The sequence below is a fragment of the Xanthomonas sp. LF02-5 genome (assembly GCF_034105325.1).
Taxonomy (GTDB): domain Bacteria; phylum Pseudomonadota; class Gammaproteobacteria; order Xanthomonadales; family Xanthomonadaceae; genus Xanthomonas_A; species Xanthomonas_A sontii.
In genome coordinates this window covers 256,571-279,627 of the sequence record NZ_JAXGGF010000002.1, presented here as the reverse complement: position 1 = coordinate 279,627, position 23,057 = coordinate 256,571, and the positions used below count along the sequence as shown (strand labels likewise).

23 protein-coding genes are annotated in these 23,057 nt (G+C 69.9%); 17 read left to right on the top strand and 6 right to left on the bottom strand.

Going from position 1 to position 23,057, the window contains the following annotated elements; all coding sequences use genetic code 11:
* Positions 1-207: 207 nt before the first annotated feature.
* From SLW52_RS07295 to SLW52_RS07280, 4 genes are all read left to right on the top strand, one after another.
* Positions 208-639, top strand: a complete 432-nt coding sequence (locus SLW52_RS07295; protein WP_267096292.1) for a hypothetical protein — start codon at positions 208-210, stop codon at positions 637-639.
* 234 nt (positions 640-873) lie between these two features.
* Positions 874-1,077, top strand: a complete 204-nt coding sequence (locus tag SLW52_RS07290; RefSeq protein ID WP_152182346.1) for a hypothetical protein — start codon at positions 874-876, stop codon at positions 1,075-1,077.
* A gap of 37 nt (positions 1,078-1,114) precedes the next feature.
* Positions 1,115-2,215 (top strand): DUF3182 family protein, encoded by a 1,101-nt coding sequence (locus tag SLW52_RS07285; RefSeq protein ID WP_267093311.1) that lies wholly within the window; start codon positions 1,115-1,117, stop codon positions 2,213-2,215.
* Positions 2,216-2,217: 2 nt separating this feature from the next.
* On the top strand, positions 2,218-3,108 hold the full coding sequence (locus SLW52_RS07280; protein ID WP_017911877.1) for an alpha/beta fold hydrolase: 891 nt from the start codon (positions 2,218-2,220) through the stop codon (positions 3,106-3,108).
* A gap of 252 nt (positions 3,109-3,360) precedes the next feature.
* On the opposite strand, the gene SLW52_RS07275 is transcribed toward SLW52_RS07280, so the two are convergent.
* Entirely contained in the window at positions 3,361-3,678 is a 318-nt protein-coding gene (locus tag SLW52_RS07275) for a hypothetical protein (protein WP_017908078.1), read from the bottom strand.
* Positions 3,679-4,004: 326 nt separating this feature from the next.
* Between SLW52_RS07275 and SLW52_RS07270 the strand changes: the two genes are divergently transcribed.
* From SLW52_RS07270 to SLW52_RS07235, 8 genes are all read left to right on the top strand, one after another.
* On the top strand, positions 4,005-4,835 hold the full coding sequence (locus tag SLW52_RS07270) for a p-hydroxycinnamoyl CoA hydratase/lyase (protein WP_017908079.1): 831 nt from the start codon (positions 4,005-4,007) through the stop codon (positions 4,833-4,835).
* 82 nt (positions 4,836-4,917) lie between these two features.
* Entirely contained in the window at positions 4,918-6,783 is a 1,866-nt protein-coding gene (locus SLW52_RS07265; protein ID WP_320739859.1) for a feruloyl-CoA synthase, read from the top strand.
* 132 nt (positions 6,784-6,915) lie between these two features.
* Entirely contained in the window at positions 6,916-8,268 is a 1,353-nt protein-coding gene (locus SLW52_RS07260; protein WP_320739858.1) for an alginate export family protein, read from the top strand.
* Between the two features lie 14 nt (positions 8,269-8,282).
* Positions 8,283-9,605 (top strand): MFS transporter, encoded by a 1,323-nt coding sequence (locus tag SLW52_RS07255; RefSeq protein ID WP_295933610.1) that lies wholly within the window; start codon positions 8,283-8,285, stop codon positions 9,603-9,605.
* Between the two features lie 138 nt (positions 9,606-9,743).
* Positions 9,744-10,220 (top strand): MarR family transcriptional regulator, encoded by a 477-nt coding sequence (locus tag SLW52_RS07250; RefSeq protein ID WP_267105431.1) that lies wholly within the window; start codon positions 9,744-9,746, stop codon positions 10,218-10,220.
* A gap of 232 nt (positions 10,221-10,452) precedes the next feature.
* Positions 10,453-11,415, top strand: a complete 963-nt coding sequence (locus SLW52_RS07245; protein WP_267122501.1) for a transporter — start codon at positions 10,453-10,455, stop codon at positions 11,413-11,415.
* 27 nt (positions 11,416-11,442) lie between these two features.
* The gene (locus tag SLW52_RS07240; RefSeq protein ID WP_152235708.1) at positions 11,443-12,210 is read left to right on the top strand and encodes a coniferyl-alcohol dehydrogenase; all 768 of its coding nucleotides are present in this window, start codon (positions 11,443-11,445) and stop codon (positions 12,208-12,210) included.
* 37 nt (positions 12,211-12,247) lie between these two features.
* Positions 12,248-13,717 (top strand): benzaldehyde dehydrogenase, encoded by a 1,470-nt coding sequence (locus tag SLW52_RS07235; RefSeq protein ID WP_295907038.1) that lies wholly within the window; start codon positions 12,248-12,250, stop codon positions 13,715-13,717.
* 303 nt (positions 13,718-14,020) lie between these two features.
* On the opposite strand, the gene SLW52_RS07230 is transcribed toward SLW52_RS07235, so the two are convergent.
* Positions 14,021-14,920, bottom strand: coding sequence for a helix-turn-helix domain-containing protein (locus SLW52_RS07230; protein WP_320739857.1), 900 nt, complete (start codon positions 14,918-14,920; stop codon positions 14,021-14,023).
* A 93-nt stretch (positions 14,921-15,013) separates the two neighbouring features.
* Between SLW52_RS07230 and pobA the strand changes: the two genes are divergently transcribed.
* Positions 15,014-16,192, top strand: a complete 1,179-nt coding sequence (gene pobA, locus SLW52_RS07225; RefSeq protein ID WP_295935213.1) for a 4-hydroxybenzoate 3-monooxygenase — start codon at positions 15,014-15,016, stop codon at positions 16,190-16,192.
* A 227-nt stretch (positions 16,193-16,419) separates the two neighbouring features.
* Here pobA and SLW52_RS07220 read toward each other — a convergent pair whose 3' ends face one another.
* Complete coding sequence (locus SLW52_RS07220) at positions 16,420-16,644, bottom strand: hypothetical protein (protein ID WP_320739856.1); 225 nt, start codon at positions 16,642-16,644, stop codon at positions 16,420-16,422.
* Here SLW52_RS07220 and SLW52_RS07215 point away from each other — a divergent pair.
* Positions 16,643-17,131 carry a nuclear transport factor 2 family protein gene (locus SLW52_RS07215; RefSeq protein ID WP_152235705.1) on the top strand — a complete coding sequence of 163 codons (489 nt, stop codon included), beginning with the start codon at positions 16,643-16,645 and terminating at the stop codon, positions 17,129-17,131. The two genes, SLW52_RS07220 and SLW52_RS07215, sit on opposite strands and share 2 nt — an antisense overlap.
* Positions 17,132-17,218: 87 nt before the next feature.
* On the opposite strand, the gene SLW52_RS07210 is transcribed toward SLW52_RS07215, so the two are convergent.
* Genes SLW52_RS07210 through SLW52_RS07200 form a run of 3 tightly spaced genes read right to left on the bottom strand, consistent with a single transcriptional unit; the run spans position 17,219 to position 20,110 of the window.
* Positions 17,219-18,202 carry a PDR/VanB family oxidoreductase gene (locus SLW52_RS07210; RefSeq protein WP_209245261.1) on the bottom strand — a complete coding sequence of 328 codons (984 nt, stop codon included), beginning with the start codon at positions 18,200-18,202 and terminating at the stop codon, positions 17,219-17,221.
* Positions 18,203-18,254: 52 nt separating this feature from the next.
* Positions 18,255-19,004, bottom strand: a complete 750-nt coding sequence (locus SLW52_RS07205) for a GntR family transcriptional regulator (protein ID WP_320739855.1) — start codon at positions 19,002-19,004, stop codon at positions 18,255-18,257.
* A gap of 29 nt (positions 19,005-19,033) precedes the next feature.
* Positions 19,034-20,110, bottom strand: a complete 1,077-nt coding sequence (locus SLW52_RS07200) for an aromatic ring-hydroxylating dioxygenase subunit alpha (protein WP_152235702.1) — start codon at positions 20,108-20,110, stop codon at positions 19,034-19,036.
* A 327-nt stretch (positions 20,111-20,437) separates the two neighbouring features.
* On the opposite strand from SLW52_RS07200, the gene SLW52_RS07195 reads away from it, so the two are divergent.
* The 3 genes from SLW52_RS07195 to pcaF are packed head-to-tail and all read left to right on the top strand — an operon-like array spanning position 20,438 to position 22,991.
* Positions 20,438-21,127 (top strand): 3-oxoacid CoA-transferase subunit A, encoded by a 690-nt coding sequence (locus SLW52_RS07195; protein WP_267103473.1) that lies wholly within the window; start codon positions 20,438-20,440, stop codon positions 21,125-21,127.
* A complete protein-coding gene (locus SLW52_RS07190) occupies positions 21,115-21,786 on the top strand; it encodes a 3-oxoacid CoA-transferase subunit B (RefSeq protein WP_017908145.1) in 672 nt (223 codons plus the stop codon). Before SLW52_RS07195 ends, SLW52_RS07190 begins: the two co-directional genes overlap by 13 nt.
* Positions 21,783-22,991 (top strand): 3-oxoadipyl-CoA thiolase, encoded by a 1,209-nt coding sequence (pcaF, locus tag SLW52_RS07185; RefSeq protein ID WP_320739854.1) that lies wholly within the window; start codon positions 21,783-21,785, stop codon positions 22,989-22,991. Before SLW52_RS07190 ends, pcaF begins: the two co-directional genes overlap by 4 nt.
* The last annotated feature ends 66 nt before the right edge of the window (positions 22,992-23,057 follow it).

Below are 23,057 nucleotides of genomic sequence, written 5' to 3'. Positions count from 1 at the left end.
CGGGCCGATGCAAGCTGCGGGTGTCAGGGTGGCGTCATGGGAAGCGCGTAGTGAGAGAGCGGCGCGAGCAGGCGCGCGGCCAGTATACGCGATGGCTGCCGCCGCGCCCGCTGTGACCGCCTGTACGCTGCCGCCGCACGACTCACGTTGCGCTCACTTTCGCCGCGCAGAATGTGCGGATCGCAATGCCGTATCGTGGAGTCGGCCATGCAGGATCTTCGCATCGATCATGTCGATGGCGCCTTGTCCGCCCTGGACCAGGCCGACCCGCAGTACAAGGCCGCGCTGTGGCAATGGGCGTGCCTGGAAATGCTGCACGAGACGCTCACTGCCATGCACCAGCTCTCGCACCGCGCCGGCGTGGCCGAACTGGTCGCCGACGCCTGGCTGGCCCCGGTCGACGTCATCGCCCCGGAGCAGCCCTTCCTGGAGCGCGCCGCGCTGGCCGATCCGCGCGTGCAGGCCTTCGCACTGGCACTGAATGCGGCGGCATCGCGGCAGTCGCGCGCCGATTTGTGGCGCAGCGGCTATGCCAGCGCGGTGCAGGCCACCTTGCAGGGCATGCAGGCGCTGGCCGGCAAGCACCGGATCGATGCCCGCTTGCCCGCCCACCATGCCACGGCGACGGCGGCGGCCTGAGCACGGTGTCGACCACAGCGTTCGTGCGTTGCTGCGCTGACGATCGACCGTGATGACGCTATTGCTCGCACTGGCTGTGTGCTCGCACTGAGTCGTCTTTACCGCAAGCGCGACGCGCATCGCCGACGCGATGATGCGGTTGACCGGACGCGGGCGGCCATTGTTTTCGCGCGATGACACGCACACCACATCGCGTTCACCACCATGCGACAGCGTGCGCGACAGCCTTGCGCCATGCGTCACGACGACCGCCAGTCTGCGGCCCCTCCTTCCGCGTCCGCGCCACAGCGTCGACGCGCGCGCGATGCCAGTGGCACGTCCGAAGCCGCTGCCTGGTGGCGGCAACTGCGCGCCAGCCGCTGGCTGCGCGTGGTTGCTGCGCTGCTGGCGCTGGCCGCGGCCGCCGTGTTGCTGCTGCAGTGGTACGACCATGGCTGAGGCAGCGCGTCTTTCCGATCCGCACGGAGCGTTCCGCATGGCCCGATCCACCGTGCATGCCAATGTCCGCGCCTGCCAGGTGCGGGAGACCGTGTCCGGGGGCCACGAGGCAGCCACGCATGCCTGGGTGGTTGCCGAAGTGGGGCGGCTGATGCACCTGCCCGTGCACGACGAGCGCTGTGCCGCCGGTGCGGGTGCGTTCTGCGTGCCCGACGACACCCTGACCACCGCGCAGGCCGAGCAGATCGGCGTGCACGCGGCGGCCGATCTGCTGGGCGGTGTGGTGCCGTACGCCTTCGTCGCCACCAAGGCGATCAGCCATCCGCTGATCGAGATCGATGCGCAGTCACCTGACGGGTGGCAGCCCGACCTGGGCGCGGCGCTGGCGTCCGCCACGCTGCCGGGCTACGCCGCCTTCAGCGCTGCCGATGCCCGACGCGCGTACGCGCGTTTGTGCGACGGCGGCCCGGTGCGGCTGAAGCTGCCGCACGGCGTCGGTGGGCTCGGGCAGGCGCTGCTCGGCGACGCGCAGGCGCTGGATACGGCGCTGGCGACACTGCCCGCGCATGCGTTGCGCGAGCATGGGGTGGTGCTGGAACGGCACCTGCAGCAGCCGACCACTTTCAGCGTCGGCGAAACGCACTGCGCCGGCATCACCATCGCCTACTGCGGCACGCAGTCGGTCACCCGCGACGGCAGCGGCCGCGAGGCGTACGGCGGCTCGGAACTGCAGGTGATCCGCGGCACCCTCGACACACTGCTGGAGCAGCCGTTGCCGCCGCGCCAGCGCACCGCGGTGATGAAGGCGCGCGACTACGACCGGCTGGTGGCTGCGGCCTATCCGGGCTTCTATGCGTCGCGCCGCAACTACGACGTGATCGAGGGGCTGCTTGCCGATGGCAGCATTGCCTGCGGCGTCCTCGAGCAGTCCTGGCGCGTCGGCGGCGCCACGCCGGCGGAACTGGCCGCGGTCGCTGCGTTCCAGCAGTCGCCGACGCTGCAACGCGTGGTCGCCGCCACCGTCGAGCGCTATGGCGCGCATCCGCCGCCGCCGGCCGGGGCGCAGGTGTACTACGTGGGCGAAGAGCCGCGCACCGGCCTGCTGACCAAGTACCGCTACATGCGCAGCGTGACCTGACCATGGAAGCCGAACTTTCCAGCATCGACATCCCGGTCGACGGCGCGGCGCTCAGCGGCACCTTGCTGACCCCGACCAGCCGCCTGCCCGGCGTGCTGTTCGTGCACGGCTGGGGTGGCAATCAGCATCACAACCTGGTGCGCGCGCGCGAAGCGGCCGGCCTGGGTTGCGTGTGCCTGACCTTCGACCTGCGTGGCCACGAAGGCCTGGCGGCGATGCGCGAGACGGTGACGCGCGCGCAGAACCTGGACGACATCAAGGCCGCCTACGATCGCCTGGCGGCGTCGCCGCACGTGGATCCGGACGCGATCGCGGTCGTTGGGCTGAGCTACGGCGGTTACCTGGCCGCGTTGCTGACGCTGGAGCGGCCGGTGGAGTGGCTGGCCCTGCGCTCGCCGGCGCTGTACAAGGACGCGCACTGGGACGGGCCGAAGGTCGCGCTGAACCGCGATCCCGATCTGATGCCCTACCGCAACCGCGTGGTGACGCCGGCGGACAACCGCGCCCTGGCGGCCTGCCAGCGCTATCGCGGCGATGTGCTGCTGGTGGAGGCCGAACGCGACACCATCGTGCCGAGCCAGGTACTGCACAACTACGCGGCAGCGTTCTCCAACGCGCGCTCGCTGACCACCCGCATGATCGCCGGCGCCGATCACGCGCTGACCGAGAAGGCGCACCAGGCCGCCTATACGCGCCACCTGATCGACTGGCTGACCGACATGGTGATCGGGCGCCGCGTGGCCCTGGCCAGCCGCGTGGTCGAACAGCGCAAGCAGCGCCTCAAGCGCAGCGAGGGCGAGGCGGCGACGGCGCCCGGCAAGGGATCGAACGCGTTCCATGGGCGCCTGGAAGCGAAGGAGCACAGCGCCTCGCCACCCGCTTCGTCGCGTTGAGGCACATGCGGTGCCGGATGCGTGCGCCAGCAACACGCGGCGCACGCCGCGGTGTGCCGTGCGCGCGATGGGCTGCTATCCGGTTGTCGCCGCTGCGCCGGGAGACGGCGCCTCGGGGGCGCCTTCCATCGCGACCGAAGACGCAGCGTAGCAGCGGCGTGCGCCGCGACAGGCATTCTCGGTAACGCCCGTCGCGGCTGAAGCCGATCCTACGCGGGCAACGACGAGATGCCCCGCTGCGCGAGGCGCTCTTCAGTGACAACGCCCCGAATGCGCCAGGTGCTGCCAGGCATGCCGCACCAGCCAGCGCGCCTCGTCCCATGGCACCGACAGCATCGGCGCGCACTGGTGATAAGCGTCCTGCAGCACGCGGTACAGCTGCGCCTCGTTGGCGCGCGGGTAGGCCAGGTACACGTCATAGCCTATCTTCAGCAGCTGCGCGTAGTCGGCGAAGCCCTGGCGGCCGAGACGGCCCTCGGCATGGGCCTGCTGCCAGTACGCCATCTCGGCGTCCAGATCGATGCTGACGCGAGCGTGGGTCGGTTGGTCAAGCGCGGAGACGGTGTGCATCACATCACCCCGGTGTCGACGGAACCCCTGTGGGCTGGATGCTAACCCGGGACTGAACGCCCCCTGTGAGCATTGCGTTTGCTGGGCGTGAAGACTCGCGGCGACGTGGCGGCGGATCCAAGGTCCTGGGATGGCTTGCTCCCTTCGCGAGTCCAAGCAATCCGTATCGCGGTTACTGTCACCCCGCCCATGGGCGTGCCGCCATGCTCCCGCCACAGCGCCGCCCGCCATGCTGCACTGCAGCTTGCGCCGAGATAATGATGATCTATAACTATTATCAGTCCTAAGTGATCCGCTCTCTCCCCCCTCCCTATGCAGGCCTATCCATGAGCAGCTACCAAGACCGCTGGCAGACCGTCCAGGTCGAGATCGACGCAGGCATCGCCTGGGTCACCCTGAACCGGCCGGACAAGCGCAACGCGATGAGTCCCACCCTCAATCGCGAAATGATCGACGTGCTGGAGACGCTGGAGCTGGACAGCAGCGCCGAGGTGCTGGTGCTGACCGGCGCCGGCGAATCCTGGTCGGCCGGCATGGACCTGAAGGAATACTTCCGCGAGACCGATGGCAAGGAAGAGATCGTGCAGGAGCGCATGCGCCGCGACTGCTCGCAGTGGCAGTGGCGCCTGCTGCGCTTCTACAGCAAGCCGACCATCGCCGCGGTCAACGGCTGGTGTTTCGGTGGCGCGTTCTCGCCGCTGGTCGCCTGCGACCTGGCCATCGCCGCGGACGAAGCGGTGTTCGGGTTGTCGGAGATCAACTGGGGCATCCCCCCGGGCAACCTGGTCAGCAAGGCCGTCGCCGACACCATGGGCCACCGCAACGCCATGCTCTACATCATGACCGGGCGCACCTTCACCGGCACCGAGGCGGCGCAGATGGGCCTGGTCAACGCCAGCGTGCCGCGCGCGCAGCTGCGTGAGGAAGTGACCAAGCTGGCGCAGGAACTGCAGCAGAAGAACCCGGTGGTGCTGCGCTTCGCCAAGCACGGCTTCAAGCGCTGCCGCGAGCTGACCTGGGAGCAGAACGAGGACTACCTGTACGCCAAGGTCGACCAGTCCAATCACCGCGATCCCGAGAAGGGCCGGCAACAGGGCCTGAAGCAATTCCTGGACGACAAAACCATCAAGCCCGGTCTGCAGACCTACAAGCGCTGACCCGTCGCGTCGCCTGCGGCCCCGCGGGGGCCGCGGCGGCGTTGCCGCACGCCGTGCAGTCTCTCTCCCCCGGATGGTTCCGATGAATGCCGCTGAGTCCGTTGCCACCGCCGCGCGCTACCGTCCTGTCGGACTGAGCCACGCGGATACCGAGGTCCACCGCGATGCCGACGGCGTGTTGCGCATGCGCGCGCGCGAACCGCTGGCGCCGCTGCCCAGGCACCTGCTGCAGCGGCTGCAGCACTGGGCGCTGCACACCCCCGATGCCACCTTCGTGGCGCAGCGCGACGACGCCGGGCAGTGGCGGCGCCTGAGCTACGCGCAGATGCTCGAGCGCACCCGCCGCATCGCCGCGCATCTGCTGGACATGGGCCTGTCGGCACAACGGCCGCTGGCGATCCTGTCCGGCAACGACCTGGAGCACCTGCAACTGGCCTTCGCGGCGATGTACGCCGGCATCCCGTACTGCCCGGTGTCGCCGGGCTATGCGTTGCTGTCGCGCGATTTTGCCAAGCTGCGGCATGTGGCCGAGGTGCTGCGCCCGGGCCTGCTGTTCGCCAGCGACGGCGCCGCGTTCGCCCCTGCGATCGCGGCGGTGTTCCCCACCGATGTCCCGGCAGTGTGCGTGCGTGGTGCCGTGGGCGATCGTGCCTGCCTGCGTTTCGACGATCTGCTGGCGCCGCGTGCGCTGGAGGCCGCCGATGCCGCCTTCGCCGCCTGCGGCCCCGACAGCATCGCCAAATTCCTGTTCACCTCCGGCTCCACCCTGCTGCCCAAGGCGGTGATCACCACCCAGCGCATGCTGTGCGCGAACCAACAAATGCTGCTGCAGACCTTCCCGGTGCTCGGGCAGACGCCGGTGCTGGTCGACTGGCTGCCGTGGAACCACACCTTCGGCGGCAGCCACAACATCGGCATCGCCCTGTACAACGGCGGCAGCTTCTACCTCGACGACGGCAAGCCGACCCCGGCGCTGTTCGAGCAGACCCTGCGCAACCTGCGCGAGATCGCGCCCACCGTGTACCTGAGCGTGCCGCGCGGCTGGGAACAACTGGCGCAGGCGCTGGAACAGGATGCGGCGCTGCGCGAGACGTTCCTGTCGCGCATGCGCATGTTCTTCTTCGCCGCCGCGGCGCTGTCGCAGGAAGTGTGGGACCGCCTGGAGCGCATCGCCGAGGCGCACTGCGGCGAACGCATCCGCATGCTCGCCGGCCTGGGCATGACCGAATGCGCGCCGTCGTGCACCTTCACCCACGGCACCAGCAATACCCCCGGCGACGTCGGCGTGCCGGCGCCGGGCTGCGAGGTCAAGCTGGTGCCGGTCGGCGACAAGCTGGAAGCGCGCTTCCGCGGGCCGCACGTGATGCCGGGTTACTGGAACGCGCCGCAGCAGACCGCCGAGGCCTTCGACGAGGAAGGCTTCTACCGCTCCGGCGACGCGCTCAAGCCGATCGATCCGCAGCATCCCGAGCGCGGCCTGTTGTTCGACGGCCGCCTGGCCGAGGACTTCAAGCTGTCCTCCGGCGTGTTCGTCAGCGTCGGCCCGTTGCGCACGCGGGTGCTGATGGAAGGTGCCGCGTACGTGCAGGACGTGGTGGTCACCGGTGCCGACCGCGACGCCATCGGCCTGCTGCTGTTCCCGCGGCTGGACGCGCTGCAGGCGCTGTCCGGGCTGCCGGCGCCGGCCGAGACGGCGCAGGTGCTGCAGGCGCCGCCGGTGCGCGCCTGGCTGCAGCGCCTGCTCGACACGCTCAACCGCAGCGCCACCGGCAGCGCCAGCCACGTCGCGCGCGCGGCGTGGCTGGAGCAGCCGCCGAACCTGGAGGCCGGCGAAATCACCGACAAGGGTTCGATCAACCAGCGCAACGTGCTGCGCGCGCGGGCGGCGCTGGTCGAACAGCTCTACGCCGGCACCGCACCGGGCGCGGTGGCGGCGCCGCCGTCATGACCGCACCACTCGGCCGCGCGACCGGATAGCGGACCGCGCTCCTTCGCATCACCGGCTTCGAGACTTGGGAGGGAATCGATGACTGTGCCTCATGCGCGCGCGCGCCGTGCGCCCCGTACCGCGTGCCTGGCAATGTTGTGCAGCGTCGGCTGCGCCCAGGCCGATGCCGAACCCAACGGCCCGCAGGGCAAGCTGCTGGCCGATCAGGAAGACTATTCGGCGCTGGCCGAGCGTCCGCGCCAGGGCTGGGAGAAGTGGAAGTACCTCCCGCTCGGCGACGGCTGGCTCAGCCTCGGCGGCGAGAGCCGCACGCTGTACGACTACCGCGAGCACGCCGGCTTCGGCCGCTTCGCCACCGATCCGCACGGCTATGCGCAGCAGCGCCTGCGCTTGTGGGCCGACTACCGGCCGTCGGCGTATGTGCGTCTGTTCGGCGAACTCGCCGACAGCCGCGTGGCCGGCCTGCAGACGCGGCCGGTGCAGGCCACCGACCGCAATCCGCTGGACCTGGCGCAGGGGTTCGTCGAACTGTCCGACGGACAGAAGGCGCCGGCCTGGCGCCTGCGCGCTGGCCGCCAGCAGATCGCCTACGCCTGGCAGCGCCTGCTCGACCCGCGCGATCCGGCCAACTCGCGCATGCCGTTCGATGCGGTGCGGCTGCTGACCCGGCAGCCGCGCTGGAGCGGCGGCCTGCTGTGGGGACGCCCGGTGCTGACCCGCACCGGCAGCTTCGACGACCGTGCCAACCGCGACCAGCGCCTGTGGGGCGCGCACGCCGAAGTGCCGCTGTCGCCCAGCCAGCCGAAGGCGGCGCTGCTGGAGACGCTGTACCTGGACACCGTGCAGGACGGGCGTCGCTATGGCGGGGTGGTCGGCGAGGAGCATCGGCACACCTTGTCCACGCGCCTGAGCGGCGCGGTGCAGGGCTGGGACTACGACCTGGAGCTGATCGGCCAGCGCGGCCATTTCGCCGGCCAGCGCGTGCGCGCCTGGCAGGGCACGCTGTTCGGCGGCTACACCTTCGCCACGACGACGTGGTCGCCGCGCCTGGGCTGGCGCATGGAGGTGTCTTCCGGCGACCGCGATCCGCGCGATGGCGAACTGAACACCTTCAATGGCCTGTACGCGCGCGCCTCGGTGTTCGACGGCAGCATGATCAGCAGCAACGTGCGCGCCATCGGCCCGGAACTGGTGCTGCGTCCCAGCGAGCGGCTGTGGATCGACATGTACGTGCTCAAGCTGCAGCGGCAGAGCCTGCACGACGGCGTGTACGCGGCCGGCTGGCGGGTGCTGCAGCCGGGCGACGCCAACGATGCGCGCGACATCGGCACGCGCTCGGTGCTGTGGGTGAAGTATCGCTTCAACGCCTTCGCCAGCCTGGACGTGTACGCCCACTACACCCACGCCGGGCCGTTCCTGCGCGAGGGACCGGTGCGCGGCCGCGACTCCTTCTACATCGCCCCCTTCCTGACCCTGCGCTTCTGAGCCGGAGCCTTTCCATGCGCGATCCGCTGCCATCGTCTGCGCCGTACCGCCCGCTGTATGCGTGGTACGTCACCATCGTGCTGTTGCTGGCCTACACGCTGTCCTTCGTCGACCGGCAGATCCTCGGATTGCTGGTGCAGCCGATCAAGCGCGACCTGCAGCTGTCCGACTCGGCCTTCAGCCTGGTCCACGGCTTCGCCTTCGCGGTGTTCTACACGCTGATCGGGGTGATGCTCGGCCGCGTCGCCGACCGCCGCAACCGCCGCAACCTGATCGTGCTCGGCGTGGTGGTATGGATCGCGGCGACCGCGGCCGGCGCCTACGTCACCAGCTTCTTCACCTTGTTCCTGGCGCGGGTGTTCGTCGGCGTCGGCGAGGCCTCGCTGTCGCCGGCGGCGTACTCGATGCTGGCCGACTACTTCCCGCCGGAAAAGCGCGCGCGGGCGATGAGCGTGTACACCTCCGGCGTCTACATCGGCTCGGCGGCGGCGTTCATCGTCGGTGGCCTGGTGATCGCGGCCACCAGCAAGGAGAGCACGGTGCTGCTGCCGCTGCTGGGCAGCTTCCGGCCCTGGCAGGCGGCCTTCATCCTGGTCGCGCTGCCCGGCCTGGCGGTGATCGCGCTGATGGCCACGGTACGCGAGCCGGCGCGGCGCGAGCAGGCCGCCGCGGTGCTGAGCGTGCGCCCGGACCTGAGCCACCTGCGCGACAACGCGCGGGTGTATGTGGCACTGTTCCTGGCCAACGGCGTGATCGCGATGATCACCTTCGGCATCACCGCCTGGTTGCCAGCCACCTTCATCCGCCGCTGGCAGTGGACCCCGGGCGAGATCGGCCCGGCCTACGGCATCATCATCCTCACCTTCGGCATCGCCGGCATGCTGTTCAGCGGCTTCCTCGCCGACCGCCTGGCCGCGCGCGGCAGCCGCGACGCGGCACTGAAGATCTCGCTGGTCGGCGCCGTGCTGCTGGTGATCAGCAGTGCGCTGTTCGCGGTGGCACCAGGGCCGTGGCCGGCGCTGGCGGCGATCGCGCTGACCACGTTCGTGCTGGGCATGCCGGTGGCGCTGGCGCCGGCGATCCTGCAGGCGGTCACCCCCAATCGCCTGCGCGGCCAGGTCACCTCGATCTACCTGCTGCTGGTCAACCTGATCGGGCTGGGCCTGGGGCCGTACCTGGTGGCGCTGGGCACCGACCACGTGCTCGCCGACGAGCGCCAGGTCGGGCTGTCGCTGGGCATGGTGTGCATGGGTGCGGCGCTGCTCGGCGCGCTGTGCCTGTGGACCGCCGCCGCGCCGTACCGGGCGCTGCTGCGGCGCGTGGACGCGGCGTTGTGACCATGCGCGGCCATGCCCCTACAATGCAATGGCGACGGCACCGCCGGCCGGCGCCGACGGATGCGTGCGCAGCCGCCGTGACCTGGCCGCAGGACGCCCCATGCAGGAAGCGCAGTGAGTTCGAAACCGAGTCCCGAGATGTCCAACAGCGCGTTGCCCGCCGATCCGCACACGGCGGACAGCGTGGACCAGCGGCGCCTGACCAGCCTGATCGGCTACCGCATCACCCGCACCGAACTGCAGGTGCGGCGCCTGTTCCAGGACTGCGTGCGCGCCTTCGAGCTGAAGCCGGTGGAGTATTCGCTGCTGGTGCTGGTGGACGCCAATCCCGGCATCAATCAGCGGCAGCTGGGCGAGGTGCTGAGCGTGTCGCCGCCGAACCTGGCGATCGTGGTCGCGCGCCTGGTCAAGCGCAAACTGCTGCGGCAGGTGCGCGGGCGCCAGGACCGGCGCATGCAGCACCTGCATCTGACCGCGACCGGCACGGCACTGCTGGCGCAGGCCGAAGCCGAAGTGGTGCGCATGGAGCAGCAGCTCGGCACCGCGCTCGGCGCGACCTCGGCACGCGCGCTGCTGCAGGCGCTGGATCGGCTGGACGCGCTCGACCGCCTGTAGCGGCCCCCTGCGTCGCGGCTGGTTCTTGCCGCCCGCCCTTCTTTCTCGCTGATTCCCGACCCGCCGCCAGCGTCCCGCTGACGGCGTGCGTCGCCGCGTGGTCGCGCCCTGCGCGCGCTGCGTGTTCGCGTTCCTGTCCCCCCGCACCCCGCCGTTCCCCTTTCGCTTGGAGTGCCTGCCCGTGAAGCGTGTCCGCTACCGTGTCCCCTCGTCGCCGCGTACCCGTGCGCGCCTGTCTCTGCTCGCCGTGCTGGCCATCGCCTGGGTCGCCCCGGCGGCCGCGCAATCGGTGCCGCAGAGCGCCACCCTGCCGACCGGCATCAATACCGGCGGCACCAGCTTCTTCGACGGTTTCAGCAAGCCCAACCCAGGCTGGACCGCGATCCAGTACCTGCGCCGCTACGACTTCGACACGATCAAGGACGCGCACGGCGACGACGTGCCGGTGTTCCGCGATCCGCACATCGGCTCCTCGGTGTGGGTGACCCAGGTCGCCTATCTCAGCGACTACAAGCTGTTCGGCGGCTCCCTCGGCATCACCGCCCTGGCGGCGCTGGTCGATCTGGATACGTCGTTCGCGTACGACAGCCCGGTGGCGCTGCGCGACAACGGCGCCGGCCTGGGCGACCTGACCATCGGCCCCTACCTGCAGATGGCACCGGTGATCCGCAATGGCCGCCCGGTGTTCTCGCAACGCTTCGAACTGGATGTGCTGGCGCCGATCGGCAAGTTCGACCGCAACCGCGACGTCAACCAGGGCGCGGGCTACTGGTCGGTGCTGCCGAGCTGGGCGTTCAGCATCCTGCCGACGCCGCGCTGGGAAATCAGCGGACGGCTTAACTACATTTACAACTTCCGCGCCGACAAGGCCTCCAACGTGCCGCAGGGCGACGGTTTCGTGTTCCGCAACGGCCAGGCCGGCGACGCGGCGTGGCTCAACTTCGCCAGCTCGCTGGAAGTGGTCAAGGACCTGCACCTGGGCATCAACGGCTACTACCTCAAGCAGTTGCGCGACAACCGCACCAATGGCCAGCGCGTCGCCGACAGCAAGCAGACGCAGTTCTACCTGGGCCCCGGCCTGTCGTGGCGGATCGACCAGAAGAACATCTTCAACGCCAATTTCTACATGCCGGTGGAGGTCAAGAACGCGCCCTCCGGCCACAACGTCAACCTGCAATACATCCACGTCTTCTGACCAACTTCGCAACGGACACGCGCTGCCATGAACCTGCACAACAAGACAATCCTCGTCACCGGCGTGGCCTCCGGCATCGGCGCCGAGGTCGCACGCCTGGCGCGCTTCCACGGCGCCACCGTGATCGGCATCGACCGCCAGCCGGTCAACATGACCCTGCACGGCTTCCACCAGGCCGATCTGGGCGACCCGGCCTCGATCGACGCGCTGGTGGCGCAGCTGCCCGAGCGCATCGATGCGCTGGCCAACATCGCTGGAGTGCCCGGCACCGCGCCGGTGGACGTGGTGGCGAAGGTCAACTACCTGGGCCTGCGCCACCTCAGCCAGGCGTTGCTGCCGCGCATCGTGCCCGGCGGCAGCATCATCAACATCGCCTCCATCCTCGGCGCCGAGTGGCCGCAGCGGCTGGACCTGCACAAGCAGCTGGCCGCCGCCGACAGCTACGCCGCCGGCAGCGACTGGCTGGCGGCGCATCCGGTGCCGCAGGCGACCTGCTACCAGTACTTCAAGGAAGCGCTGATCGTGTGGACGCTGCTGCGCTCGCGCGACTGGTTCGCCGCGCATTCGGTGCGGGTCAACAGCGTCGCGCCCGGCCCGGTATTCACGCCGATCCTGGGCGATTTCGTCACCATGCTCGGGCCCGAGCGGGTCCAGGCCGATGCCGGCAAGATGAAGCGCCCGGCCTATGCCGACGAGGTCGCCGAAGCGGTGGTGTTCCTCGCCTCCGATGCGGCGCGCTGGATCAACGGCGTCAACCTGCCGGTGGATGGCGGCCTGGCCGCCACCGCCCTCTGAACCACTCTTTCTTCCTCTTTCCACGAGAGTACACAGCATGCACAGCACCGAACCCCTGGCCGCCGCATCCACCTGGAGCGAGCGCATCTTCAACGGCGAGTGGGTCGCCGCCCAGGGCGGCGTCCTCGAGGTGATCGAACCGGGCAGCGGCACGCCGCTGCACCGCGTCGGCCAGGCCAATGCCGCCGACGTGGCCGCGGCGGTAGCGCAGGCGCGCGACGCGCAACGCGCCTGGGCGGCCACACCGCCGCGCGAGCGCGCGGCCGTGTTCCATCGCGCCGCGCAGGTACTGCAGCAGCATGCGGCGGCGGCCGCGGCGCTGATCGCCCGCGAGACCGGCGGCATCCTGCCCAAGGGCGAGCACGAGGTGCGCGAGGCGATCGTGCTGCTGCAGCAGGCCGCGGCGATGCCGCTGCAGGCGCAGGGCCAGGTGCTGCCGACCGCGCCGGGCCGGCTGAGCCTGGCGCGACGCTTGCCGCTGGGCGTGGTCGGGGTGATCTCGCCGTTCAATTTCCCGCTGGTGCTGTCGTTGCGTTCGGTGGCGCCGGCGCTGGCGGTGGGCAATGCGGTGGTGCTCAAGCCCGATCCGCGCACGCCGTACGCTGGCGGTTTCGTCATCGCCGAGGTGCTGCAGCAGGCCGGCCTGCCGAAGGGCCTGCTGCACGTGCTGCCGGGCGGTGCGGATGCCGGCCAGGCGCTGGTCGAGGCGCCGGGCGTGCCGATGATCGCGTTCACCGGGTCCACTGCCGCCGGCCGCCGTATCGGCGAACTGGCCGGCAAGCACCTGAAGAAGACCGCGCTGGAACTGGGCGGCAAGAACTCGTTGATCGTGCTCGAGGATGCCGACCTGGACAAGGCGGTGTCGGCGATCGCCTTCGGCGCGTACTTCCACCAGGGCCAGATCTGCATGGCCACCGGTCGCGTGCTGGTCCAGCGCAGCATCGCCGCCGAACTGACCCGGCGCCTGGCGGAGAAGGCACGGCACCTGCCGGTTGGCGACCCGGCCACCGCCCACGTGGCACTCGGTCCGATCATCGACCAGCGCCAGCTGCAGCACGTCAAGGACGTGGTCGATGCCTCGGTGGCGGCCGGCGCCGTGGTCGAGGCCGGCGGCACCCACGACGGCCTGTTCTATGCGGCCACGGTGCTGTCGAACGTGCAGCCGGGCATGCCGGCGTTCGAGGAGGAAGTGTTCGGCCCGGTCGCCAACGTCATCGCCTTCGACAGCGACGACGAGGCGGTGGCGCTGGCCAACCAGACCGAGTACGGCCTGTCCGCCGGCATCCTGTCGGCGTCGGTCGGTCGCGCGATGGCGCTGGGCGAGCGCCTGCACACCGGCCTGCTGCACATCAACGACCAGACCGTGGCCGACGAAGTCACCAATCCGTTCGGCGGTACCGGCGCCTCCGGCAACGGCACCAGCATGGGCGGCCCGGCCGACTGGGGCCAGTACACGCACTGGCAGTGGGTGACGATCCAGGACAGCGCGCCGCAGTATCCGTTCTGAGAGCAAGTCGCCGGGCGTCGATGTGGCGCCCGGTTGTGCTCGTGGATGCATTGATTGCGGGAGAGATGATTGTCCCGTTGCGTGCGTGTTGAGCTACGCGCGGCCAATAGGGCCCTGGCACCGGCACCGGCGCCGACACTGCATTGTGGGAGGGACTTCAGTCCCGACGCTTCTGCGGTGACTCGCCATTTCAGCTGCGACGAACGAAGCGGGACTGGTCGATCATCGATCACGCGTCGGGACTGAAGTCCCTCCCACAGTAAAGCGACCGCACCGCGATCTCCGTACTGGCTGCGGGTCGTGTCACCCTTGCGCACGCTGCCGGAACTGGATCGGCGAACACCCCGCATGCCGCCGGAAGCAGCGACTGAAGTACGCCGCATCGGCATAACCCAGGACTTCGGCCAGCTGCTGCACGGTCAAGGTGGTGTAGACGAGGCTGCGCCGTGCCTCGAGCATGATCCGTCGTTGCAACAGTTCCAGCGCCGAGGCGCCGGCCAGGCGCCGGCACAGCGCGTTGAGATGACTGCGGCTCAGCCCGAGCCGGTCGGCATAGCGGGCCAGCGGCCAATGCTCGCGGTAATGCGCGTCGATCAGCGCGGTGTAGGCGCGCACGTGGCGCGCGCCGCGGTCGGCATCGTGCGGATCGCGATGGGCATCCGCCAGCGCGCCGCGCGCCGCCCACAGCAAGGCCTGCGTGACCAGCGCCTGCAGCATCGGCTCGCGGCCGGGGCGGTGCTGTGTGTGTTCGGCGGCGATGGCGGCGAAGCAGGCGTCCAGCATCGCTTGCTGATCGCCGGCGGGCAGGCACAGCGGCCGCGCCAGCGCTTCGTCCAGATTCGGCCATTGCGCCGCCAGGCGCTGCCGCAGCGGCGCCGACACGGTCACGACATGGCCGCGCACGTTGCGCTGGAAACGGAAGCCGTGCACGCACAGCGGCGGCAACAGCAGCAGGCATGGCCCGCGCAGGCGCTGCTGCGTTCCGTCCAAGTGCAGGCCGGCACTGCCGCGTTGCAGATACAGCAGTTGCAGCAGATCGCCGTGGCGGTGCGGGCGGATATGCCAGTCGTGCAGGCGGCTGCGCGCGGCGATGGATTCCCAGTGCAACAGGTCCGATGTCCCTCTGTCGCCGGTCTCGCCATACAGGCGAAAGGCCGGGACCGTGGCGGGCGACGCGACAGCGGCGGAGGCATTGCGGGGCATCGGCGAAAAGTACCGGAATCGGTCGCGATGATCCATGTCCTCGGCACGCCGCAACCGGAACACTGTGGGTCTGTCCCATCCTTCGGAGGACGTATGCGTACCCAGGTCGCCATCGTCGGCGCCGGCCCGGCCGGGCTGCTGCTCGGGCAGTTGCTGCACGGCCACGGCATCGACACCGTCATCGTCGAGCGGCAGACGCCGGAACACGTGCTGTCGCGGATCCGTGCCGGCGTGCTGGAGCAGGGCACCGCCGACCTGCTGTGCGCCGCCGGTGCCGGCGCGCGCATGCGGCGCGAAGGCATCGTCCACCACGGCTTCGAACTGGCGCTGGAGCAGCGCCGCGAACGCATCGAACTGAGTGCGGCGACCGGTGGCCGTGCGGTCACCGTCTACGGCCAGACCGAAGTGACCCGGGACCTGATGGACGCACGCCGCGCCGCCGGCGCCGCCACCCTCTATTCCGTCGAGGATGTGCAGTTGCACGACATCGCCGGGCTGCAGCCGTGGCTGAGCTTCGTGCAGGATGGCGTCACGCAGCGCCTGGATTGCGACTACGTGGTCGGCTGCGACGGCTTCCACGGGGTCAGCCGCCGCGCGATCCCGGCCGAGGTGCTGCGTGTGTACGAGCGGATCTATCCGTTCGGCTGGCTGGGCGTGCTGGCCGACACTCCGCCCGTGGCCGACGAACTGATCTATGCGCGCAATGCGCGTGGTTTCGCGCTGTGCAGCATGCGTTCTCCCACCCGCACCCGCTACTACGTGCAGGTGCCGGCGGACGAGCGGGTGGAGGACTGGTCGGACGATCGCTTCTGGGACGAACTGCGTCGGCGTCTGCCCGACGACGTGGCGCAGGCGCTGGTCACCGGTCCGTCGCTGGAGAAAAGCATCGCGCCGCTGCGCAGCTATGTCGCCGAGCCGATGCAGTACGGCCGCCTGTTCCTGGCCGGCGATGCCGCGCACATCGTGCCGCCGACCGGCGCCAAGGGGCTGAACCTGGCGGCCGGCGATGTCGGCCTGCTCGCGCACCTGTTCGCGCAGGCGCAGCAGGAGCGCAGCGACGCGCCGCTGCAGCGCTACTCGGAACTGGCCCTGCAGCGCGTGTGGAAGGCCGAGCGCTTTTCCTGGTGGATGACCACGATGCTGCATCGCTTCCCGGACGAGGACGCGTTCAGCCGGCGCCTGCACGATGCGGAACTGGACTACCTGCTCGGCAGCGCCGCCGGACGCGCGACCATTGCCGAGAATTACGCGGGATTGCCGTTGGCGCTTTAGCGGGGGGATTGGGGAGTCGGGATTGGGGATTCGTAAAGCCGCGTCCCGGTTCCCCTGCGCACGTCGATGGTGTCCTTTCTCCGCTTTCTTTCAATCCCGAATTCCGAATTCCCACTCTCGACAGAAGAGCCGTCGGTCATTGCGATCGATGACGGCGATCAGGCGCGCCGATGGATGAGGGTGCAGAGCGCCAACACATCGCGGCGCCATGCACTGCATGCGCACCTTCAGGTGCGTGTTGCCGCGCCATTTCTGATATCGAGGTAACTGTGGCGATTCTCCCAGACCAGGAAAAAAAGCCGGTAAATCCGCGTGATTTTCGCGATTTCCTGCCTCGCGGAGGCGCGGCGCGTTGCTACGCTGCAGCCGCGCCGGTACCGACGTTGCCGCGCATCGCGATAGCGCAGCGGCACTGCGCATTCCCCCTGTTCCCCCATCGGAGAGTCTTCCATGAAGATCCGTTTTCAGGCCTGTCTGCTGGCGCTGCTGCTTGCGCTCCCGGTCGCGTCCGCGTTCGCGCAGACCGCGGTCACCGCCAATCCCAACCACGCGCAGCTGCTGCACGGCGAGGACTGGCGCACCACCGCCAACAAGCGCCTGGTCTACGACTTCTGGCGCATCGTGTTCGAAGCTGGGCACACCGAATATGCGCCGATGTACATGGCCAAGGATTACATCCAGCACAACCCGAACGTGGCCAACGGCCGCGATGCGTTCCTGGCGTTCCTGACCTCCTTCGTCAAGCCGACGCCGATCCGGCCGCGCGTGCAGTTGCCGCTGGTGGCGATCCTGGCCGAGGGCGACTACGTGACCCTGGTGTCGGTGCGCACGCTGCCCGATCCCAAGGACGCCAGCAAGACCTACACCACCACCTGGTTCGACATGTTCCGCATCCAGAACGGCAAGATCCAGGAGCATTGGGACGCGGCGACCAAGTGAGGTCGTGTCGCGCGCGTTGATCGCTGGCAGGCGCCGTCCACCCCCGTGGACGGCGCCTGCGTGCTGCGAAGGGGATGCGCGCAGGCGTCAGAACGCGTCGGCGCGGTAGCCCGTGTCGATGCTGACGCTGCCGCCGAGCGCACGCGAGACGCAGGCGCACAACTTGCGGTTGCTGTGGCGCTGTTCGTCGCTGAGGAACACGTCGCGGTGGTCCAGCGGGGCCGCCGCATCCAGCACCTCGACCACGCACAGGCCGCATTCGCCGCGACGGCAGTCGGCCATGACTTCCACGCCGGCCGCGCTCAGCGCATCGAGCAGCGACTCGTTCTCGGCCACCTGTACGGTCTTGCCCAGCGCCGGCACCTGCACCACGAACGGCTGCGCCGGCGCGTTGCCGCTGTTGCCGAAGGTCTCGAAATGCAGGCGCGCACGCGCGCGGCCGTCGTCGCGCCAGCGTTGCCGCAGTTCGTCCAGCAGCGGCAGCGGGCCGCAGGCGTAGACGTCGGCGTTGCGCGGCCATTGCGCGATGTGCGCCGCCAGCTCGAGCTGGCCGAGATGCTCCGGGCAGAACAGCTGCAGGCGCTCGCCGAGCAGATCCTGCAGATGCTCCAGGTAGGCCATGCTGGCACGGCTGCGGCCGGCGTAGAGCACCTGGAACGGGATGCGCCCGCGTGCCAGCCGTTGCGCCATGCCCAGGATCGGGGTGATGCCGATGCCGCCGGCGACCAGCACGATGTGTTCGGCGGTCTCGTCCAGCGCGAAGTGGTTGTTGGGCGAGGAAATCTCCAGTTGGTCGCCCGGCGCCAGCGCCCACATCGCGCGCGAACCGCCGCGGCTGTCCGGCACCGCGCGCACCGCGATGCGGTAGTGGCCGTCGGCGGCCGGCTCGCCGACCAGGGAGTAGGAGCGTTCGTGCCAGGTCTCGCCGATGCGCACGCGCACGTCGAGATGGCTGCCCACGGTGAACGGGCGGCTGGCGCGGCCGGGATCAAGCACGATCTCGCGCACGTCCTGGCACGGCGTGGCGATGGCGACGACGCGGGCGGTGGTCCACTGGGTGTCTTTGCGCATGGCGGGGTCCGGCAGGCGGGAGGGGGAGATGGGAAGGAGGCTTACGCCGCACTCAGGCCGGTGGACGCCGCCGCAGCAGGCGGCTGCCGGGAATCTGCCCAAGCGCGTTCTGGTCGTGCAGGGCGTGATGCGCGTTGCGCTGCGCCAGTCGCGCGTGTTCGCGCATCAACGCTTCGGCGCGTGCGCCTTCGCGGCGCACGATCGCATCCAGCACCTGGCGGTGCTGGTCCTGCGCGATCGACAGTACGGTGGCCGCCTGGCCGCGTTCGAGCACGAAGCTGCTGGGCGAGGCGAACGGCAGTTGCGCGACGCGCGCGAACTCGCGCGAGAGCAGCGCACTGCCGGCCATCTCGAACAGCAGCGCGTGCCACTGCGCATTGCAGTCCACATAGCGGGCGAAGGCGTCCTCGCTCAGCGGTCGCGACGCCAGCACGGCGTCGATCTGCGCCAGCAGCGCCTGCGCCCGCGCCAGCAAGGCCGGCTCGGCACCGCGCTCGGCGGCGCGGCGCGCGGCCAGCCCTTCCAGGGTGCCGCGCAGTTCGATGGCGTCGTCCACATCGGCCTCGTCGAACGCCTGCACCGCGTAGCCGCCGCCACGCAGCGGCTGCACCAGGCCTTCCTCGGCCAGTCGCTGCAGGGCGGCGCGCACCGGCGTGCGCGAGACGCCCAGGCGCTCCACCAGCGCGACCTCGGACAGGCGCTCGCCGGCGGGCAGGGCGCCGGCCAGGATCAGCTCGCGCACTTCCAGCAGGGCGCGGGTGGTCTGCGCGGCACTGGAGCGGAACGGATGCGCGGCGGACATGGCGGTGGCTCCGGGATCCTGGCGGCGGTTCATCCGACCATGCGCAGCTGCAGGTCCTGGTTGCGCTGCTCGGCGGCGACCATGCGCTCGATCAGCCGCCGCGCCCACATGCCGCCGGCATCGACGTTGAGGTTGTAGAACACGTGGTCCGGATGCGCGTCGATGGCGCGCTGCTGCGCTTCCAGGATCAGCTCGTCCTCGCCGAACACACCGCTGACGCCGTCGCGCAGGCGCGTGGTGATCGACTGCTCGTGCAACGAATGGTTGCGCGCGAATGCCCAGAAGTAGTGGCACGTGCGATCGGTTTCCGGGGTGATGGTGTTGAGCACGTAGCCGTTGACCCCGCGCGAGCGGTCGCCCTGCGGCGCGCCGCTGCCGGCCACCGCCACGCCCACATCGATGGCGATGGTGCAGGGCGCCTCGAAGCGGATGATCTGCCAGCGGTCGACCTTGCCGCGGTAGCCGTGCGCATGTTCGATCTGCCAGGCCCAGAACGGCGGCGGGTCGATGTCCAGCATCCAGCGCGAGACCACCGTGCTGCGTTCGCCGTGGACCACGTCGAACGGCGCCTCGGCGACCTCGTCCTGGCCGATGCTGGAGCCGTGCACGAAGGTCTCGTGGGTCAGGTCCATCAGGTTGTCCAGCACCAGCCGGTAGTCGCACTTGACGTGGATGGTGCGGCCATCGCCGGCCCAGGCCGGGTCGTCGTTCCAGTGCAGGTCCGGCACCAGTGCGGGGTCGGCCAGCGCCGCATCGCCCGGCCACACCCAGACGTAGCGGTGCCGTTCCACGGTGGGGAAGCGGCGCACGCAGGCGGACGGGTTGATCGTGTCCTGCGAGGGCATGTGCACGCAGCGCCCGTTCGTGTCGTAGACCAGGCCGTGATAGCCACAGACCACGTCGTCGCCGCGCAGCCGGCCCATCGACAGCGGCACCAGCCGATGCCAGCAGGCGTCCTCGAGCGCGGCGACGCGGCCGCTGCTGGTGCGGTACAGCACGATGTCCAGATTGCACACCTTGCGCGGCAGCAGCGCGTGCTTGACCTCGTGATCCCAGGCGATGGCGTACCAGGCATTGAGCGGAAATGCCGGAGCGGACGACTGCATGGCGGCGACCTCGATTGTGTATACAACAGGCTGGGGAAGATCCTTGCGTGTTGCGGGCGGAGGGCGAGCTGGCGCTGCCTTTACGCCATCGCCCGATACGCGGCGATGGCCGAATGTATACAACAGGGATGAGCCGGCGCGCCGTTGCCACATCGTTAAATTGTTCGTTTATCGAACTATGCATCCGATAATCGGATTGACCGCCCGCCGGAGCGGGCCTAACGTGGCCTCCCGAAGCGACCTGGAGGAGGATGTCGTGGCAGACCCCGTAATGCGCCTGCGCCCCTGTGCGCTGTGCCCCTGGCCGGCGACGGCGGAGCGGCGCCGATGATCGACAAGACCCTGGCTTCGTGCGCCGACGCAGTGGCCGACATCCACGATGGCGCCACGGTGATGATCGGCGGCTTCGGTACTGCGGGCATGCCCGATGCGCTGATCGATGCACTGATCGCGCAGGGCGCGCGCGAGCTGACCATCGTCAACAACAACGCCGGCAACGGCGAGACCGGGCTGGCCGCGCTGATCAAGCACAAGCGCGTGCGCAAGATCGTGTGCTCGTTCCCGCGGCAGAGCGACTCGCAGCACTTCGACGCGGCCTACCGCGCCGGCGAGCTGGAACTGGAGCTGGTGCCGCAGGGCAACCTGGCCGCGCGCATCCACGCGGCCGGCAACGGCCTGGGCGCGATCTTCACCCCGACCGGCTACGGCACCGAGCTGGCCGCCGGCAAGGAGACCCGCGAGATCGATGGCCGCCACTACGTGCTGGAGTATCCGATCCGCGCCGATTTCGCGCTGATCAAGGCGCACCACGGCGACCGCTGGGGCAACCTGGTGTACCGCAAGACCGCGCGCAACTTCGGCCCGCTGATGGCGATGGCCGCGACCTGCGCGATCGTGCAGGTGGAGCAAGTGGTGGAACTCGGCGCACTGGACCCGGAAGCGGTGGTGACGCCGGGCATCTTCGTGCAACGCGTGGTGGCGGTGGCCACCTCACAGGAGGGCGCATGCACGCATTGAACGGGCGCGGCATCGACCGCAACGCGCTGGCTGCGCGGGTGGCGCGCGACATCCCCGAGGGCGCCTACGTCAACCTGGGCATCGGCCTGCCGACCGCGGTGGCCAACTTCCTGCCGGCGGACAAGGAGATCTTCCTGCACAGCGAGAACGGCCTGCTCGGCATGGGGCCGGCGCCGCCGCCGGGGCAGGAGGACCTGGACCTGATCAACGCCGGCAAGCAGCCGGTGACGCTGCTGACCGGCGGCTGCTATTTCCACCACGCCGACTCGTTCGCGATGATGCGCAGCGGGCGCCTGGACGTGTGCGTGCTCGGCGCGTTCCAGGTGTCGGTGCATGGCGACCTGGCCAACTGGAGCACCGGCGCGGCCGATGCCATCCCTGCGGTCGGCGGCGCGATGGATCTGGCGATCGGCGCCAAGCAGGTCTACGTGATGATGGAGCTGCTGACCAAGCGCGGCGAGCCCAAGCTGGTGAACGCCTGCAGCTATCCGTTGACCGGACTGCGCTGCGTCTCGCGGGTGTACACCGACCTGGGCGTGTTCGCGCTCGGGCCGGACGGCGCGCGCGTGCTCGAACTGGTCGAAGGCGTGAGCCTGGACGACCTGCGCCAGGCCACCGGGCTGGCGCTGACCCTGGCCGATTCCACGGAGGCGGCATGAACGAGGCCTACATCATCGACGGCGTTCGCACGCCGATCGGCCGCTACGGCGGCGCCCTGGCCGGGGTGCGCGCGGACGACCTCGGCGCGGTGCCGCTGCAGGCGCTGCTGGCGCGGCAGCCGCAGCTGGATCCGGCGCAACTCGACGACGTCTACCTGGGCTGCGCCAACCAGGCCGGCGAGGACAACCGCAACGTCGCGCGCATGAGCCTGCTGCTGGCGGGCCTGCCGTTCGGCGTGCCGGGCAGCACGGTCAACCGCCTGTGCGGCTCTGGCCTGGATGCCATCGGCACCGTCGCGCGCGGCATCCGCGCCGGCGAGCTGGGCCTGGCCATCGCCGGCGGCGTCGAGTCGATGTCGCGCGCGCCGTGGGTGATGGGCAAGGCCGACAGCGCCTTCGCCCGCAACCAGCAGCTCGAAGACACCACCATGGGCTGGCGCTTCGTCAATCCGAAGCTGCAGCAACTGTATGGCGTGGAGCTGATGGGCGAGACCGCCGAGAACGTGGCCGCACGCTACGGCATCTCGCGCGAGGACCAGGACGCCTTCGCCCTGCGCAGCCAGCAGCGCACCGCCGCCGCGCAGGCCGCCGGTTTCTTCGACGGCGAGATCGTGCCGGTGACCGCCCCGGGAAGGAGGCGCGGCGAGACCATCGAGGTCGGTGTCGACGAGCATCCGCGCGCCGACACCACACTCGAGGCGCTGGCCAGGCTCAAGCCGATCTTCCGCCAGCCCGGCACGGTCACCGCCGGCAATGCCTCGGGCATCAACGACGGCGCCGCCGCGCTGCTGCTGGCCAGCGACGCGCAGGTGCAGGCGCTGGGCCTGACCCCGCGTGCACGCGTGCTGGGCTTCGCCAGTGCCGGCGTGGAGCCGGCCTACATGGGCATCGGCCCGGTGCCGGCCACGCGCAAGCTGCTGGCGCGGCTGGGGCTGTCCATCGGCGACTTCGATGCGATCGAACTCAACGAGGCGTTTGCCGCGCAGGGCCTGGCCTGCCTGCGCGAACTCGGCGTCGCCGACGATGCCGCACACGTCAACGCCAACGGCGGCGCGATCGCGCTCGGTCATCCGCTGGGCATGAGCGGCGCGCGCCTCGCCCTGACCCTGCTGCGCCAGCTCGAGGCCAGCGGTGGTCGCCGCGGTCTGGCGACCATGTGCATCGGCGTCGGCCAGGGCGTGGCGCTGGCGATCGAGCGGCTGTAGCCGCTCGCCCCATCGACGCTGCGCCCCGCACGCCTGCATCATTCTTCCAGCCAACCGGCTCCGCGC